This window comes from Serratia sp. J2 (assembly GCF_046269175.1).
GTDB classification, from domain to species: domain Bacteria; phylum Pseudomonadota; class Gammaproteobacteria; order Enterobacterales; family Enterobacteriaceae; genus Chania; species Chania fonticola_C.
In genome coordinates this window covers 50990-67168 of record NZ_JBKABN010000001.1, presented here as the reverse complement: position 1 = coordinate 67168, position 16179 = coordinate 50990, and the positions used below count along the sequence as shown (strand labels likewise).

General features: G+C 55.6%; 14 protein-coding genes and 1 other annotated feature. Of the genes, 2 read left to right on the top strand and 12 right to left on the bottom strand.

Annotated features, from left to right (window positions below):
• Nucleotides 1-207 precede the first annotated feature (207 nt).
• Nucleotides 208-1899: a YbaL family putative K(+) efflux transporter gene (ybaL, locus tag ACKWMY_RS00300; protein WP_065686293.1), complete on the top strand. Its 1692-nt coding sequence runs from the start codon at nucleotides 208-210 to the stop codon at nucleotides 1897-1899.
• Between the two features lie 53 nt (nucleotides 1900-1952).
• Here ybaL and ACKWMY_RS00295 read toward each other — a convergent pair whose 3' ends face one another.
• The 12 genes from ACKWMY_RS00295 to ACKWMY_RS00240 all read right to left on the bottom strand — a co-directional run bounded on the left by ACKWMY_RS00295 (nucleotide 1953) and on the right by ACKWMY_RS00240 (nucleotide 15446).
• The gene (locus ACKWMY_RS00295) at nucleotides 1953-3257 is read right to left on the bottom strand and encodes an inosine/guanosine kinase (RefSeq protein WP_024528411.1); all 1305 of its coding nucleotides are present in this window, start codon (nucleotides 3255-3257) and stop codon (nucleotides 1953-1955) included.
• Between the two features lie 111 nt (nucleotides 3258-3368).
• On the bottom strand, nucleotides 3369-4331 hold the full coding sequence (gene hemH / locus ACKWMY_RS00290) for a ferrochelatase (RefSeq protein WP_409485706.1): 963 nt from the start codon (nucleotides 4329-4331) through the stop codon (nucleotides 3369-3371).
• Between the two features lie 127 nt (nucleotides 4332-4458).
• Complete coding sequence (locus ACKWMY_RS00285) at nucleotides 4459-5607, bottom strand: glycerate kinase (protein WP_409485705.1); 1149 nt, start codon at nucleotides 5605-5607, stop codon at nucleotides 4459-4461.
• 135 nt (nucleotides 5608-5742) lie between these two features.
• The gene (locus tag ACKWMY_RS00280) at nucleotides 5743-6876 is read right to left on the bottom strand and encodes a sugar diacid recognition domain-containing protein (RefSeq protein WP_098928396.1); all 1134 of its coding nucleotides are present in this window, start codon (nucleotides 6874-6876) and stop codon (nucleotides 5743-5745) included.
• Nucleotides 6877-6988: 112 nt separating this feature from the next.
• Entirely contained in the window at nucleotides 6989-7633 is a 645-nt protein-coding gene (gene adk / locus ACKWMY_RS00275) for an adenylate kinase (RefSeq protein WP_024528407.1), read from the bottom strand.
• A 247-nt stretch (nucleotides 7634-7880) separates the two neighbouring features.
• Complete coding sequence (gene htpG / locus ACKWMY_RS00270) at nucleotides 7881-9746, bottom strand: molecular chaperone HtpG (RefSeq protein WP_173410227.1); 1866 nt, start codon at nucleotides 9744-9746, stop codon at nucleotides 7881-7883.
• Nucleotides 9747-9889: 143 nt separating this feature from the next.
• Complete coding sequence (gene recR, locus ACKWMY_RS00265; RefSeq protein ID WP_024484410.1) at nucleotides 9890-10495, bottom strand: recombination mediator RecR; 606 nt, start codon at nucleotides 10493-10495, stop codon at nucleotides 9890-9892.
• The gene (locus ACKWMY_RS00260) at nucleotides 10495-10824 is read right to left on the bottom strand and encodes a YbaB/EbfC family nucleoid-associated protein (RefSeq protein WP_021180123.1); all 330 of its coding nucleotides are present in this window, start codon (nucleotides 10822-10824) and stop codon (nucleotides 10495-10497) included. Before ACKWMY_RS00260 ends, recR begins: the two co-directional genes overlap by 1 nt.
• Before the next feature lie 40 nt (nucleotides 10825-10864).
• Complete coding sequence (dnaX, locus tag ACKWMY_RS00255) at nucleotides 10865-12817, bottom strand: DNA polymerase III subunit gamma/tau (protein WP_024528405.1); 1953 nt, start codon at nucleotides 12815-12817, stop codon at nucleotides 10865-10867.
• Nucleotides 11468-11532 (bottom strand) — a sequence feature (DnaX frameshifting element). (Overlaps the previous gene by 65 nt.)
• Before the next feature lie 420 nt (nucleotides 12818-13237).
• Nucleotides 13238-14176 carry an Rpn family recombination-promoting nuclease/putative transposase gene (locus ACKWMY_RS00250; RefSeq protein WP_370573146.1) on the bottom strand — a complete coding sequence of 313 codons (939 nt, stop codon included), beginning with the start codon at nucleotides 14174-14176 and terminating at the stop codon, nucleotides 13238-13240.
• 190 nt (nucleotides 14177-14366) lie between these two features.
• Nucleotides 14367-14918: an adenine phosphoribosyltransferase gene (gene apt / locus ACKWMY_RS00245; protein WP_021180126.1), complete on the bottom strand. Its 552-nt coding sequence runs from the start codon at nucleotides 14916-14918 to the stop codon at nucleotides 14367-14369.
• 147 nt (nucleotides 14919-15065) lie between these two features.
• Nucleotides 15066-15446: a DUF454 family protein gene (locus ACKWMY_RS00240; RefSeq protein ID WP_409485704.1), complete on the bottom strand. Its 381-nt coding sequence runs from the start codon at nucleotides 15444-15446 to the stop codon at nucleotides 15066-15068.
• A 147-nt stretch (nucleotides 15447-15593) separates the two neighbouring features.
• On the opposite strand from ACKWMY_RS00240, the gene priC reads away from it, so the two are divergent.
• The gene (gene priC, locus ACKWMY_RS00235) at nucleotides 15594-16130 is read left to right on the top strand and encodes a primosomal replication protein PriC (protein ID WP_024528404.1); all 537 of its coding nucleotides are present in this window, start codon (nucleotides 15594-15596) and stop codon (nucleotides 16128-16130) included.
• Nucleotides 16131-16179 lie beyond the last annotated feature (49 nt).

The window sequence follows — 16179 nt, the reverse complement described above, 5'->3', positions numbered from 1 at the left end:
TTAGCGCAGAAGTTAAACCGGGTTATCTACTCCAAAACCCCATTTAATCCGGTCAATTACGCCATAATTCTCCTTCCTTCTGCCAAAATAGACGAATAGTCTGGTTTTTTACACAAAACCCTAAATTAGCTAAGCAATAAACGCTCAAATGCAATAAACTAAATGTATCCTTTCGTAACACCCGTGAGCACAACCAGAGGAGTATGGATGCATAATTCAACACCCTTGATCACCACTATTGTTGGAGGGTTAGTACTCGCCTTCCTCTTCGGAATGCTGGCAAACCGCCTGCGCATCTCCCCGTTGGTAGGGTATCTAGCCGCAGGCGTACTTGCCGGCCCGTTTACCCCCGGTTTTGTCGCTGATACCTCGTTGGCGCCGGAACTCGCGGAGATTGGGGTGATCCTGCTGATGTTCGGTGTTGGTCTCCATTTCTCGCTTAAAGATCTCCTCGCAGTAAAAAATATCGCTATCCCAGGGGCCATTGCCCAAATCGCCGTTGCGACGGTGTTGGGGATGGGGTTGTCCAAACTGATGGGCTGGGATTTGGTTTCCGGCCTGGTGTTCGGCCTGTGTCTGTCCACCGCCAGTACCGTGGTACTGTTGCGCGCCCTGGAAGAACGGCAACTGATCGATAGCCAACGCGGGCAGATCGCCATCGGCTGGCTGATTGTCGAAGATTTGGCCATGGTGTTGGCCCTGGTGCTGCTGCCGGCATTTGCCAATATGCTCAACAGCGATACCGCCAGCACCACGCAACTGCTCACCGAGTTGGCCATCACCATTGGCAAGGTTATCGCCTTTATCGCGCTGATGATTATCGTCGGCCGCCGTGTGGTGCCATGGATCCTGGCAAAAACCGCCAGTACCGGCTCGCGCGAGCTGTTTACGCTGGCGGTATTGGCACTGGCGCTGGGTATTGCCTACGGCGCTGTCGGCCTGTTTGACGTCTCATTTGCCCTGGGTGCCTTCTTTGCCGGTATGGTGCTGAACGAATCGGAACTGAGCCACCGCGCAGCGCACGATACGCTGCCGCTGCGTGACGCCTTTGCGGTGCTGTTCTTTGTCTCGGTCGGTATGCTGTTCGACCCGATGATCCTGATCAACCAACCGCTGGCGGTGTTGGCAACGCTGGCGATTATCCTGTTTGGTAAATCGGTGGCAGCCTTCGCACTGGTCAAAATGTTCGGTCACTCCAAGCGTACCGCGCTGACCATTTCCGCCAGCCTGGCGCAGATTGGTGAGTTCGCCTTTATCCTGGCCGGATTGGGGGTCACGCTGGGCATGATGGATCAGCATGGCCGCAATCTGGTGCTGGCCGGAGCGATCCTGTCAATCATGCTCAACCCGCTGCTGTTTACCTTGCTGGAGCGCTATCTGGCCAAGACGGAAACCATCGAGGATCAGATCCTGGAAGAAGCGGTGGAGGAAGAGAAGCAGATCCCGGTCGATATCTGCAATCACGCCGTCGTCGTGGGTTATGGTCGGGTTGGTAGCCTGCTTGGGGCCAAGCTGAGCGAAGAAGGCGTCTCGATGGTGGTGATAGAAAACTCCCGCCCCCGAGTAGAAGCGCTGCGCGCTCAAGGGATCAAAGCGGTGTTAGGCAATGCAGCCAATCCTGAGATCATGGAACTGGCACGGCTCGACTGCGCACGCTGGTTGCTGCTGACCATTCCCAACGGTTATGAAGCCGGTGAGATCGTGGCCTCGGCCCGCACCAAACGCCCTACTCTGGAGATTATCGCCCGCGCTCATTACGACGACGAGGTTTCGTATATTTCCGACCGGGGTGCCGATCAGGTGGTGATGGGTGAACGTGAGATCGCCAACAGCATGTTGAATATCCTCAAGCTGGATACGCTGTCGGACGAAGAAAAGCTGGCCGCCTGCCCAATCTGAAGCCATTAAGCCGGTAAGAGCGCTAAAACCGCGCTCTTACCGGTTGTTGTTGGTTACCGTTCCCAGTAAGACTCTTCCAGACTGTCTTCCCGCTCCGGCAGCCCACGGGTCAAACGTGGCGAGTGCTGGTTAAGCACCTGATAGCTAACGCGGTTGGCATATTTGCAGACCTGCGCCAATGAAGAATAGGTCAGGTAGCTACGTACATGCTTGCTGGAGTTTGGCACGTTGTTACGGTGATAGCCGTTAGCGGCGATATCATGCAGCAGCGCAGACAACGCACCGTCGCCCGCACCGTTGGTATTCATGATCTTTTCCGGGCCGCCCATATACGGGGCGATATGCGAATAGACCTTGAGCGCGTTTTCGCAGCTTGCACGGCGCATCGCACGGCTGAATTCGAAGCGGTTAAACTCGGCGATATGGCCCGGCAACAGCGGATGCTGAGTTTCACGCTTGTTGGCCTCTTCGGTGTAGCCTGCCATGTACAGACCGTTTGGCCCAGCGGTACACAGCACCAAATCTACCCAGTCCAATGCCATCTCTGAGGCCATCAGCGGATCGCTCAACCCAGTGAGCTCCAACGCCTCATCTTCATTCATCGCCAGAATGGAAACATGTTCCCTGAGAAAATCACGCCACCACACCGGGTTATCCGCAATGACATACTTGGTGCCCAGCGTCAGCACCACCGGTACATCATGCTTTTTGGCAAACGCGATCGCCTGCATGGTGGCTTCCGGCATTGGCTCACCGGGTTTGCAACGCACCAGGTAGGAGGTCAGTACCAACGCGGCAGCCCCTGCGATCACTTCTTCAGGAATGCTTTCCGGGCGTAGCTGGTTCATCTGCCCCGGGCTGATGGCAAAGGTGCGCTCGCCGCTCTCGCTAATCAGCGTAAAGCAGCGGCCAATGGCCCCATCCACCGCTTGCAGGTAGTTGAGATCGGTACGACTGGAGGTGTTGCACAGATAGCGATAGGCATAGCTGCCAATTTTGACGTTGCTGCACATCACGCCGAGCAGCACGGAACGATCGTCCGCCAGTACCGAGTAGTTGTGCAGGGTGTTACCGATGGTGCCACCGGCAAATTGATGAGTGATCAGGTTGTTGTCGCTCAGTTCCTGATACAGCGCCTCGGCAACGTCGTCTTCAATGACCAGCGAATGGCCCAGGCTAAGGCCGTAGCGTTCTACAAACGCATCATCCACTTTAGCTTCGATATCTACCAGCGTCTGATCGATACCGACGACATAAGAGGTACTGACTTCATTTTCAGGCTGTGTCTGCTGCAATAACGGATCGCGAGCGTTGACCGGAAAATAATGTTTGGATTTACGTTTACCAGGAAATTTCATGTGATTGGCGGTGAGTTGCGGTGAACAGGCAGGAATGTTAGCACATTCCCGCCTGATTGCTGCGCTTTCACGTGAGCATTTTGCTAGCCGAGCGGTGAAAAGCCGGCTTGATTACAGCCGTTGACCCACCAGCTGTTGCATCATATCGATATGGGCGGCGTCATCATTAAGTGCCGGGATGTATTCAAACTTCTCGCCCCCCGCCTCAAGGAAGATTTCGCGGTTCTGCTCTTTGATCTCCTCCAGCGTTTCCAGGCAATCTGCAGAAAAACCGGGGCAGATCAGTTGGATATGCTTCACCCCTTGCGCTGGCAGGCTCTTCAGGGTTTCGTCGGTGTACGGCGTCAGCCAAGGCTCCCGGCCAAAACGCGATTGATAGGTCATCATCACCCGATCTGGGGCCAGAGGTATGGCCGCCGCCAACGCGCGGTAGGTATCTTCGCAACGTTGCGGGTAATCATCACCCAGAGTGGCGTAGCGTTTGGGAATACCGTGGAACGACATCACCAGGCGATCGGGCTTACCGTGTTCAGCGAACGACCGCTCAACGCTTTGCTGCAAAGCCAGGATATACGCTGGGTGCTCGGCATAGTCACGGATAAAGCCAATCGATGGCAGGCGGCGATAGCCTTTCAGCACCCGCGCCACACCATCCCAGACTGCGGCGCTGGTCGAACACGAGTATTGCGGATACAACGGCAACACCACCAGATTGGTCACGCCCTGCGCCAATAGGCTGTCGATAGCCTGTGCCAGGCTGGGTGAACCGTAGCTCATGCCCAGTTCTACCGGGGTATTTGGCATACGCGCCGCCAGCTCCCGCTGTTGGCGGCGGCTATAGACCAGCAACGGTGAGCCTTCATCCATCCAGACGGATTGATAAAGCTTTGCCACACGCGGTGAACGGATCGGCAGAATGATGCCGTTAAGAATTGGCCACCAGATCAGCGGGGCAGTATCGACCACCCGGTTGTCACTGAGAAATTCTTTCAGATAGCGTTTTACCGCCTGCGGGGTAGGTGCCTCTGGCGTACCCAGATTCACCAGCAATACCCCGTGTTTCTCTTGTTTCATTCCGATCCCCTTGTCCTTCCCGGCAAATACCCTGTTATTTCTCAGCGTATTAACAGCCACTCATGCGGCCTATTGTAACGGAAAAGCGCCGGACCGGAACCTATATCAATAACAGGTAGAACGGGGGTTATTTTTGCGCCAGTTGCCAGACGGCGGCTACGTTACGCGCCGTGACTTCCAGGTTATGGGCCGCGTCCGCCAGCGCCTCTGGCAGCGTCACGATGCGGTCGATCACCGAGAAAGCGGCGTCGATGCCGTGTTGATGCACCACCTGATAGTCTTTTGACAGGCTACCGGCAATGGCAATCACCGGTAATTGGTGGCGCTTGGCTACCCGCGCAACGCCGATAGGGGTTTTGCCGTGGATCGACTGGCTGTCGAGCCGCCCTTCACCCGTGATCACCAGGTCAGCATTACGTACCGCGTCTTCCAGATGCAGCGTTTCGATCACGATTTCGATGCCTGGCCGCAGCTCAGCGGCCAGAAAACCGATCAATGCCGCCCCCATGCCCCCTGCCGCACCCGAGCCGGGCACCTGCAATACCTTGCGCCCAGTGCTCTGCTCCAGGAGCGTGCCGTAATGATACAGCGCCTTGTCCAGTTGCTGCACCTTCTCCGGCGTAGCCCCTTTCTGTGGGCCGAAGATTGCTGAAGCCCCGTGATCGCCACACAGCGGGTTATCCACATCACAGGCTACCGTAATCTTCACCTGCTGCAAGCGGGGATCCAATTGGCTAAGATCGATATGCGCCAGTTGCGCCAACGCCGCGCCACCGGGCCGTAATTCTTGATTATGATGGTCGAGTAGCTTAGCGCCCAGCGCCTGCATCATGCCCGCCCCACCATCGTTGGTTGCGCTGCCGCCGATCCCCAAAATGATCGAGTCTACACCTTGTTGCAGTGCCGCCAGGATCAGCTCACCGGTGCCAAAGCTGGTGGTCACTAACGGATCGCGTTCGTCACCCGCCACCAGATGCAGCCCGGACGCGGCCGCCATTTCGATAACTGCGGTTTTCCCTTCCCCCAGCAGGCCATAAAACGCTGCGGTAGGTTTGCCCTGCGGCCCGCTCACCTGCACATTGATGATTTCCCCACCGGTGGCGGCCACCATCGCATCGACGGTGCCCTCGCCTCCGTCCGCCATGGGCAGCAACACATAGTGCGCCTGCGGATAGATTTGCCGGAAACCACGCTCGATCGCTTCTGCGACACCCTGAGCACTCAGGCTCTCTTTAAAGGAGTCGGGGGCAATTACCACTTTCTGTAGGGTGTTCATCGACAGTGCCTTAATCTTCAGAGGATGCCACTGCATCGGTTAGTGAATACCATACCCTGCCGACAACGGAAATTCTTTAGCGATAGACACAAACAAAAGGGTAAAAAATAACGTTATTTTGTGCATTCACACAATTCAATCCTGCATCAACATACCGATATACAGTTGCAAGACGTCCGCCAATTGATTGATCTTCAGGCCAGTCGTTTTTTCTACGCGCTGTAGGCGGTAACGCAGGGTGTTAACGTGAATATGCAGCTGTGCCGCAGTCTTGGTTTGGTCACAATTCTGATTGAAATAGTGGCGCAGCGTGTTTCTCAGCATCCCTTTCTCATCCAGGGCGCTCAATTGCTGCCAGGGCCGGGATAGCTCCTGCGCTCGCCAATCCTCCCCCAAATCACACAACAGAGAGGGCAGCGGGTAATCATCATAAAATAGCGTATGCTGGGGCAACTTAAGGCGGTGCGCCATGGTTTGCACTGCACGCGCGGTCTGAATGGAGCGGTAGACGCCCTCATCACCACTGTAAAAGCCCCCGACGATCAACCGCAGGCCAAAGCGTTGCTGGATCTCATGCTGGAGTTGCTGGGCCAGCTTGCGCTCCTGCTGCACGTCCCACACGCCCTGTCTCATACAGGCCGGGCGCAAGAGCACCAGTTCATTAAAGCTGGTCATGGTGATAAGCGCCTCACGCTGGGTGATCTCCAGCTCTGCCAGCAAGCCTCTCAGTGCCTGCGGCTGCGGCTCATACAGCTCAAGCAGCCAGACAATGCGTGGCTGTTGCAGATCCAGCTCTAAATAGGCCGCCATCGCCTCGCGCGAACCGGGTTCACTGTGCCCTTGCAGCAGTTGGTTGGCCAGCTCTTCCCGGTAACGCTTCTCCCACTGATGTTGATCGAGCATCGCGGCCTGTTCCACCATCAGCTCCGCCGCCATTTTCACCAGTTCACCATAGGCTCGCACCTGAGCCGGATCGCCGGAAACCCCTATCGCGCCGACCAGTTGATTGCGGAAACTGAATGGGAGATTGATGCCGGGTTGCACCCCCTTCAGATGCTGTGCCGTTGCCTCATCAATCTCCACCACCCGGTTTTCGGTCAGAGCCAATACCGCCCCTTCATGGCGCTGATACAGGCGTGAGGCGTTACCGGAGGCAATAATGACGCCGTTGCTGTCCATCACGTTGACCGAATGGTGAATGATGCTCATCGCGCGTTGCACGATCTGACGCGCGGTCGCTTCTTGCAAAAAATTTGTCTGCCTGGGCATGCGGCTTTTCCTGTCGGGCGAAACGGTAGCACTGATAACCTAGCATGAAGCGGCAAAAAAAAACGCCGGGCAGCAACAGCAAGCCCAGCGTTTTCTACAGCCTTGACACCGATTAGCCCAGAATGGTCGCCAGCTCAGCGCTCACTTCCGTCACCTTACGGGTGCCATCGATCTTGTGGTAGGACGTATTGCCCGCCTCGGCTTCTTTATGGTAGTAAGACACCAGCGGCGCGGTCATCTGATGGTATTCCACCAGGCGCTTACGCACGGTCTCTTCCTGATCGTCTTTACGGGTGGTCAACTCTTCGCCAGTGGCGTCATCTTTCCCTTCCACCTTCGGCGGATTGAATTTGATGTGGTACACGCGGCCAGAAGGCGCATGCACGCGGCGGCCAACGATACGATCGACGATCAGTTCGTCCGGCACGTCGAACTCCAGCACGTAATCCACTTTAATGCCGGCTTCTTTCATCGCATCGGCCTGTGGAATGGTGCGTGGGAAACCGTCCAGCAGGAAACCGTTACGGCAGTCTTCCTGGGTAATACGCTCTTTGACCAGCGCAATAACCAGCTCATCGGTCACCAGCTTGCCGGCGTCCATGATTTCTTTCGCCTTTTTGCCCAGCTCAGAACCGGCCTTAACGGCTGCGCGCAACATATCGCCCGTGGAGATTTGCGGAATGCCGTATTTCTCCATGATGAATTGAGCCTGAGTGCCTTTACCAGCGCCTGGAGCGCCCAGCAGAATGATACGCATTGCGTAAATCCCCTTGCTATGTATTTCCCTTCATTCTTCGGGCCGCGGCCGGAAGTCTATCGGGTTTGAGTTTTTATTAAATTTCGAAAACACTCAACCTTACCATTTCTGAGGGGGGTGGCTCAAGGTAGCGAGAGGAAATCGGTTGCGGAAAGATCGGGCTGAAACGAGGCAAGCAGCGAGAAAATTTAACCGGAATAGAAGAGATTACGCCCCAAACTCTAAGGTCTGGGGCGTATTTTGCTGATTAAGCGGACAACAGCTTATTCATGCGGCGGATAAACTGGTTTGGATCTTCCAGCGTCCCACGCTCGGCCAGCAGGGCCTGATCCAACAGCAGATCGATCCATTCGGCAAATTGTTCGTTATCGCCCACATCGGATGCGCGTTTGACCAACGCATGCTCTGGGTTCAGCTCGAAGATATACTTCACTTCCGGCGCAGCTTGCCCCGCAGCGGCAAACAGTTTGGCCATCTGGGTGCTCATCTCGTCGGCATCGGTGGTGACGATGGCCGGGGTATCGGTCAGACGATGCGTCAGACGCACGTCCTTCACGCGCTCACCCAGCAGCGTCTTGACCCGCTCGATAAACGGCTCCAGCTGCTTCTCGGCTTCTTTCTGCTCTTCGGTTTCATCCGCCAGTTTATCCAGCGCTTCATCCGCTTTGCTGACCGACTGGAACACCTTACCGTCAAACTCGGTCAGGTAGCTCATCATCCACTCATCGATACGGTCAGACAGCAGCAGGACTTCGATGCCTTTCTTGCGGAACAGCTCCAGGTGCGGGCTGCTCTTGGCGGCGGCATAACTGTCGGCAGTGATGTAGTAAATCTTGTCCTGGCCTTCGGTCATGCGGCTGACGTACTCTTCCAGCGAGACGGTTTGCGCCGAGCTGTCATTGTGCGTAGAAGCAAAGCGCAGCAGTTTGGCGATGGCCTCTTTGTTGCCGCCGTCCTCCGCTGGCCCTTCTTTCAGTACCATACCGAACTGCTGCCAGAACTTCTGGTAGGCTTCCGCATCGTCTTTCGCCAGCTTGTCCAGCATCTGCAACACACGTTTGGTCAGCGCGCCACGCAGGTTCTGGGTAACACGGCTGTCCTGCAGGATTTCACGCGAAACGTTCAGCGGCAGATCGTTGGAATCGATCAGGCCACGCACAAAGCGCAGGTAGTTCGGCATGAACTGCTCGGCGTCATCCATGATAAACACGCGCTGAACGTACAGCTTCAGGCCGTGTTTGTGATCGCGATTCCACATATCCCACGGCGCCTGGGCCGGGATGTACAGCAGGCTGGTGTACTCCTGCTTACCTTCCACCCGGTTGTGGCTCCAGCTCAGCGGATCGGTAAAGTCATGGGCAATATGCTTGTAGAACTCTTTGTACTCTTCTTCGGTCACGTCGGCTTTGCTGCGAGTCCACAACGCTTGCGCCTTGTTGATTTTCTCCCAGGTGACGGTGCCGTCTTCTTCATTCTTGGTTTCGATCTCTACCGGCAGCGCAATGTGATCGGAATATTTGCCAATCACCGAGCGCAGACGCCAGCCGTCGAGGTATTCGTCTTCGCCTTCACGCAGGTGCAGGGTAATTTCGCTGCCGCGATCGGCCTTGTTGATATCGGCGATGGTGTAATCACCTTCACCGGCAGACTCCCAGTACACCCCTTGATCTTCCGCTGCACCAGCCGCGCGGGTACGTACGGTGACTTTGTCCGCCACGATGAACGCTGAGTAGAAGCCCACGCCGAACTGACCGATCAGTTGGCTGTCTTTAGCCTGGTCTGAGCCGATAGACTCCAGGAAGGCCTTGGTACCAGATTTGGCAATCGTCCCCAGGTTTTCGATCACTTCTTCGCGGCTCATACCGATGCCGTTATCGGCAATCGTCAGGGTGCGCTTCTCTTTGTCGAAAGACAGACGCACGCGTAGTTCACCATCACCTTCATACAGCTCAGGCTTGGAAAGCGCGCGGAAACGCAGCTTGTCTGCCGCATCGGAGGCGTTGGAGATCAGCTCACGCAGGAAGATTTCTTTATTGGAGTACAGCGAATGGATCATCAAATGAAGCAGTTGTTTGACTTCAGACTGGAACCCACGGGTTTCTTGACCTTTCATACTCATTGATTACCTCAAAGACAGTAGTGACCAAATCATGCAATGAGGATCAGATGGGGTTAACTCTGTGGTTTTTCAAGCGGCTGGCGGGGAATTTTTTGTCAACTGAATTACGGGGCAGAGGGCTGCCCCGTACAGAATCATCAGAATTTGATCGCGTGGCGTCCGGCCAGGGAGTGCGACAGCGTGGTGCCATCCACCATTTCCAGTTCACCACCCACCGGGACCCCGTGAGCAATGCGGCTGGCAAGTACGCCATATTGGCCACACATCTCGGCGATGTAGTTGGCCGTAGCATCCCCTTCCACCGTCGGGTTGGTGGCCAGGATCACTTCGGTGATGGTTTCCTTCTCCAGCCGTTGCTCCAGCCGGTCCAGGCCGATATCGCCTGGGCCAATGCCGTCTAACGGTGACAGATGGCCCATCAGCACAAAGTAGCGCCCGGCAAACTGGCCGGTCTGCTCAATGGCGTGAATATCCGCCGGGCTCTCCACTACGCAAATCTGGCCGTTTTGCTGGCGGCGCACATTATTGCAGATGGTGCAGGTATCCTGCTCGGTGAAGGTACGGCAATCGGCACAGTGGCCGATCTCCGACATGGCACGGGTCAGCGCCTGTGCCAACCGCATCCCGCCGCTGCGATCGCGCTGCAGCAGTTGGAACGCCATACGCTGCGCCGACTTCGGGCCAACGCCCGGCAGGCAGCGCAGTGCCTCCATCAATGATTCAAGGAGCGGGCTGGTTTGCATCAGAACGGCATCTTAAAGCCTGGCGGCAACTGCATCCCGCTGGAAACCGACGCCATCTTCTCTTTCTGGGTTTCTTCGATGCGACGTGCTGCGTCATTGAAAGCAGCAGCAATCAGATCTTCCAGCATCTCTTTGTCGTCTTCCATCAGGCTTGGGTCAATTTCTACCCGGCGGCAGTTATGCGCCCCGTTGATGGTCACTTTCACCAGGCCTGCGCCGGATTCACCAGTCACTTCCAATTTGGCAATTTCTTCCTGCATCTGCTGCATCTTTTCCTGCATTTGCTGGGCTTGCTTCATCAGATTACCCATACCGCCTTTACCAAACATAGTCGTCTCTCATAGCATTGGCCGCGCACTGTGCGCCGCGTTAAATAGGGCGAATACTCTCTTCATCCAGATCTGCATCGAAGAACCGACGCAGGGTCTGGATATTGGTATCCGCAACGATGGACTGGCGAGCCTGTGCCAGTTTTTCTTCATAAATGGCTTGCCGCCACTCCAGCGGAGTCCGCTCCGCCGGATTATCGTCTTCCACCACGCTGAGTTCAACCGTGCGGCCATGTAACTCACTGAGTGCCTGCGCAAGCGTCTTCTGCGCCGAAGGCGAGTTCAGATGACGCTGCGAAGACCGCAGGTGGAGACAAATGCTGTCCGGTGCCAGCTGTTGCTTAAAGGCGTTTAACGCCAGTTGCTGCACCAGTTTCGGTATTTTTAGCTGGTCGATCTCTGCCGCCCAAGGATCGCGCTCGATGGACTCAACCACCAGTTTAGCCGACAGCTCAGGCGTTTTTTCATGTTCGAGCGCCGTACGCAACGCTTTTGGCGTGGCCAGCGGTTCCGGCGCGGCTTCAGGTTCGGTAAGCGCGCGCCAGCGATAAGCCTCCGGCTTGGCCGGTTTCTCCGTCACGATCTTTTCGGCCTGACGCTTCTGGCTGCGTTCGGTTACCGAGGCTAAACGCTCTAGTGCCGAGTTAGCCGGCCGCGCTATTCCTGGCGCCGCCGGCTCATTCTTTTTTGCGGTGGATGCCCCCTGTTGCCGCAGCAACTGGGTTCGCGCTTTAAGTAGCTGCGCGGTAGCATCCGGTAAATTTGTTGGTTGAGTATTCTGCGGCTGTGCAGCCTGCCCTAAGGGGGGCGGGGCATCTGGATAGGCAGAAGGTGGCGCAACGGCCATATTCCCCTGCGGCTGCGCCGGCGCGATCTGCACCATGGCCACCGGCTCAGGGATCACCGCTTTTGGGTGAAACGCCAGCGCGCGTAGCAGGGTCATCTCAACGCCCATACGGCGATCCGGGGCATAGGCCAGCTCTTTGCGGCCAACCAGCAAGGTTTGGTAGTAAAGCTGTACGTCCGTTGGCGGCAGGGTGCGCGCCAGCTCACGTAACCGCTGCTCAATCGCAGCGTAATGGTTATCCAGCACCGCAGGCAGCAGTTGCACCATCGCAATGCGGTGCAGCAGCGCCAGTGTTTCCACCAGCAGGTTTTCCCAATCCACACCGCGTGACGCTGCCTGGGCGACCTGCGCCATCACTTTTTCGCCGTCGGCACTCACCAGGGCTTCCAGGATGGCCAGCGGCTGCTCATCATCCAACGTCCCCAGCATCTGGCTGACGGTGTCGGTCGTCACCTGCCCTTGCCCCATGGCAATCGCCTGGTCGGTCAGGCTGAGGGCATCACGCATACTGCCATCGGCGGCGCGCGCCAGCAGTTGCAACGCGCGGGCATCGCTGGTGATGTGCTCTGCCAGCAAGACGGTTTCCAACTGCGTGCGGATCTGTTCCACGTCCATCGCTTTAAGATGGAATTGCAGGCAGCGGGAAAGAATAGTGACCGGCAGCTTCTGCGGATCGGTGGTTGCCAATAGGAACTTGACGTGCGCAGGCGGCTCTTCCAGCGTTTTCAGCAACGCATTGAAGCTGTGGCGCGAGAGCATGTGGACTTCATCGATCAGGTAGACCTTGAAACGGCCGCGCGCCGGGGCGTATTGCACGTTATCGAGCAGATCGCGAGTATCTTCCACTTTGGTTCTGGAGGCGGCATCGATCTCGATCAGATCGACAAAGCGCCCCTGCTCAATCTCACGACAGTTATCACATTGGCCACAGGGCGTCGCGGTAATGCCTGTTTCGCAGTTCAAACCTTTGGCCAGCAGCCGCGCAATGGTGGTTTTACCCACGCCGCGTGTGCCGGAGAACAGATAGGCGTGATGGATCCGCCCCAGAGAGAGGCCATTAGCCAGCGCCGTCAGGACATGCTCTTGTCCGACAACCTCTGCAAACGTTTGGGGGCGCCACTTACGGGCAAGAACCTGATAGCTCATTAAGACTTCATCACTGATTTATGGAGTAATTTCAACCCAAGTAGTACATCACAACGTCGAGGACATTGCCATGTGGGCGGCCTGCTGGGTACCGAGGTTGAACCGATACCCTTTATCGTCCGATGGCCACGCACACTTTAGTGTAACAGTACGCCCGCCGTCATTCCTATAACTTTGCATCATGCCTGTCAGACGCGAGCCTGGTGGCCAGTCAATGACAGGGAAACACCTTGGCGAGGGTTAACCACCTGAAAGAATTTATACTGTGTTTGACAGTGAAGAGCTATCTATGGGGCTTTATCGGCCGTCTGAAACTGGCTTTTTGCAGTTTTAGCTAACCAGGCAGTAACCGGCTGCCTCTGAAAATAAGGCCATCACGATACAAGGTGGAACGGCCAACGAACGCCAGCCGTTAAAGCTTTAGTGGCGGATCTGGGCCAGCTCGTCTTCGGTCAAACCCGTTGCCTCAAGCACGGCCTCACGAGCCATGCCCATTTTGAGCAGGCTACGGGCTACGTCCAGCTTACCCAGCAGAACGCCTTCTTCGCGGCCTTCTTCAAGCCCAGCAATTCGGCCCTCTTCTCGACCTGCAATTCTGCCTTTCTGCTCCAGCTGTTTTGCAATAGTCATTAGTTCGTCTCCGTGTTCGGGCACTCGTTGTGCCAGCTCGCGTACAAAGGCTTCTGCGTCGGCGGTTTCGCCAGCCTGTACTAAATAGTGTACCAACGATATCACCTGTTGCGAAGAAAGATATCCCGCCATCAGGATGGTCGCTAACCGGTCAGTCAGCTCTGTGATGTCGCGTTGGTGGATATGTTTCTGTAACAGCGTCAGTGCGGCCATGCTGCGGTGATTCATAATTTCATCATCGGGAATGACAGTGACATCCACCACAGGAAAATCGGCACCGTAGATTTTTTTCGCCAGCTCAGGAGCGTCAAACTCCTGCAGCCAGTTGGTTGAATACGGGTACGGGCTACGTTTGCCAGTGTAGAACAGTATAGGAATAACCAGGGGTAGCTTTTTGTGCCCGGCCGCAAGATGACGCTGCATGGCGGCAATGGCGTAACGCAGCAGCCTGAAGGCCATATGTTGATCTGGCGTTGACTGATGTTCGATAAGCACATGAATGTAGCCATCGCCCGCCGCGGTTTTCAGGCTATAGAGAACATCACTGAAATACTGGCGTAGATCGTCCTCAACAAAAGAGCCGGATTCAAGCTTCAGAGTGCTGAGGTCGCAAATCTTGCGTAGTTCTCCTGGCAGATGGATTTCGAGGAAATCCTGTGCTGTCCCTGGGTGCATTAGAAACTGTTTGAATACCGCATCGTGTAAATTGAGTTTGCTGTTTTTTTTCACAATCGATCACTTTTCAACCATGCCTGAATGGACTTTATCATATGAGGCCGTGGGTTAAAATGTTGCCGCGAGCCAGAACCTTGGTGTTTTCAGCAAGAAATTGATGAGGATAGAATACAGCGGAGAATACGGGGAAGTCGTGGTTATACGTCAACCCCGCAGCGAACCACGGGGTTGTCTATCGAAGGTATCAATGCCCAGCGAAATCGAGCAGGCAGTAGCAATTGATACCCAGATTATTCAGGCGCGTTTCGCCCCCGAGGTCCGGCAGGTTGATGATGAATGCCGCGTCTGTCACTTCACCACCCAAACGGCGGATCAGCGTAGCGGTGGCTTCGATCGTGCCACCTGTGGCCAGCAAATCGTCAACGACCAGTACTTTGTCGCCAGCAACGATGGCATCGGTGTGAATTTCCAGCTTGTCGGTGCCGTATTCCAGCTCATAGCTTTCGCTCAGCGTCGCACGCGGCAATTTGCCCGGTTTGCGTACCGGCACAAAGCCAACGCCCAGCGCCAACGCCACCGGTGCGCCGAACAGGAAACCACGCGCTTCAGTACCCACCACCTTGGTGACGCCCGTATCGCGGTAACGTTCAACCAGCAGTTCAATGCTGGAAGCATACGCCAGCGGGTTTTCCAACAGGCTGGTCACATCACGGAACAGAATACCCGGCTTTGGATAGTCGGGAATGGTTTTGATACTGTCTCTAATATACTGAAGCTGTTGCGCAGTCGCGGTCATAGTTATTGCCTGATAAAACTACCTGATAACTTCCACACAGGCCTTCAACTACCACGCCTTGAACAAAAATACGGCGGGAGGAAACCTGCGCACGAAAACGCCCAAATCTATGCAAAATGGCGGATAAATGCAACTGACGCCGCACGATCAGCGCTGTTTTTGTTGCGGCAGGTCAATAACTGGCAGCCGGAGCATAAAGGTCAGCAAAATAACCAGGATAGCCAGCAGTACGCCTCGCACCCACCAAAGGTTCACCAACCAGAGGGAAGCGGCAAACATCACTACAATAACCAGCACCGCTTTCCACTTGGCTCCGGGCGGTAACGCCTTATGCTGTTGCCAATGGCGCAAATAAGAACCGAACCAGGAGCGATACAGCAACCAATGATGAAACCGCGGTGAAGAACGTGCAAAGCACCAGGCAGCCAACAACAGAAATGGGGTCGTTGGCAGTAGTGGCAACACCACACCCAACGTTGCCAGCACCACGGCTAACCAACCCAGTATAATCAACAACCAACGAGTCATGCCTGCCCTTACCTATCGTGATGGCCCGTTTACTGTAGCATCCTTGGCCATAATGCTGCCAGTTGGCGGCTTTATCCATCCGAAGCTTGTCTCATCTCTCTTTCACGGGCAAGCTTAGGCACCTACTGCCTTATCGAAGGATCTCACGTGACTACGCACCGCTTATTACAGGCGCTTGAACAACAGATCGCCGCCCTGGCCAGCGAAATCCAACCGCGAGGTGATACCCCGATCTCGCAGGCGCGGTTTGACGTTGCCCTGTTCTCCAACCACGGCACGCGGTTACGAGATTATCTGGCCGAGATACAAAAGAACTTTGCCCAGCTACAAACGGCGGTAAAAGACAGCCGTACCGCTCACGTCGCCTTTCTGGCGGAAAAGCTGGTGGCACAGCTCACCGCGTTACAGCGCGAAATGGCGACCCAGACGATACGGCGTAAAAATCAGCCGAAGGAAGTGGCGGTGGTCGATTTGTACCACAAGCTCGCCGAACATCAGGATTATGAACGCCGCCTGATCGCCATGATCCAGGACCGCGAAAGTCTTTTAGGGCAACAAACCACCTTCGCCGCGCAGAAGAAATTACAACAGGAACTGGCCGCATTCGAAGGCAGATTAGTGCGTTGTCGGCAAGCGTTGGCACGCATAGAGCGCAGTATCGAGCGAAAAGAAAACGGTTTTTGAATATTTGTCACATTATTTTAATGATTATTCCCCTCCCCGCGCCAGGTTC